At 52.8% G+C, this 689-nt stretch carries 1 rRNA gene; it reads right to left on the bottom strand.

From position 1 onward, the window contains the following. Nucleotides 1-689 (bottom strand): 23S ribosomal RNA (locus tag LQ229_RS27000); the annotation flags it as partial.

Raw genomic sequence — 689 nt, 5'->3', positions numbered from 1 at the left:
GCCTTTCGGCCTCGCCTTAGGTCCCGACTTACCCTGAGCGGACGAACCTTCCTCAGGAACCCTTAGGCTTTCGGCGGACAAGATTCTCACTTGTCTTTTCGTTACTCATACCGGCATTCTCACTTGTGTACTCTCCAGCGCTCCTTACGGTACGCCTTCAGCGCATACACAACGCTCCCCTACCACTGCATCGACTTCACTCCAGCTTCGAAGTCCTGTGTTAGCCCCTGAGAGCATTTGGTCGTCGATCGTTTCACCTGATCTTCCGACAAAAATGGCTCGCGGGTCTTCACCGCCTCAAAGAAGCAGTGAAGTCGATGCAATCCATAGCTTCGGTGGTGTGTTTAGCCCCGTTACATTTTCGGCGCAGAGTCACTCGACCAGTGAGCTATTACGCACTCTTTAAATGATGGCTGCTTCTAAGCCAACATCCTGGTTGTCTTTGCAACTCCACATCCTTTCCCACTTAACACACACTTGGGGACCTTAGCTGATGGTCTGGGCTGTTTCCCTCTTGACGATGGATCTTAGCACTCACCGTCTGACTCCCGGTTATAAGTCTATGGCATTCGGAGTTTGACTGAGCTTGGTAACCCTTGGCGGGCCCCGCACCCAATCAGTGCTCTACCTCCACGACTCTTCCACCGAGGCTAGCCCTAAAGCTATTTCGGGGAGAACCAGCTATCTCC

The organism is Paenibacillus sp. CECT 9249, from assembly GCF_918697855.1.
In the GTDB taxonomy this organism is placed as follows: Bacteria; Bacillota; Bacilli; order Paenibacillales; family Paenibacillaceae; genus MSJ-34.
Note: the sequence above shows the minus strand (reverse complement) of the source record. Positions and strands in the feature narration are given on the sequence as shown.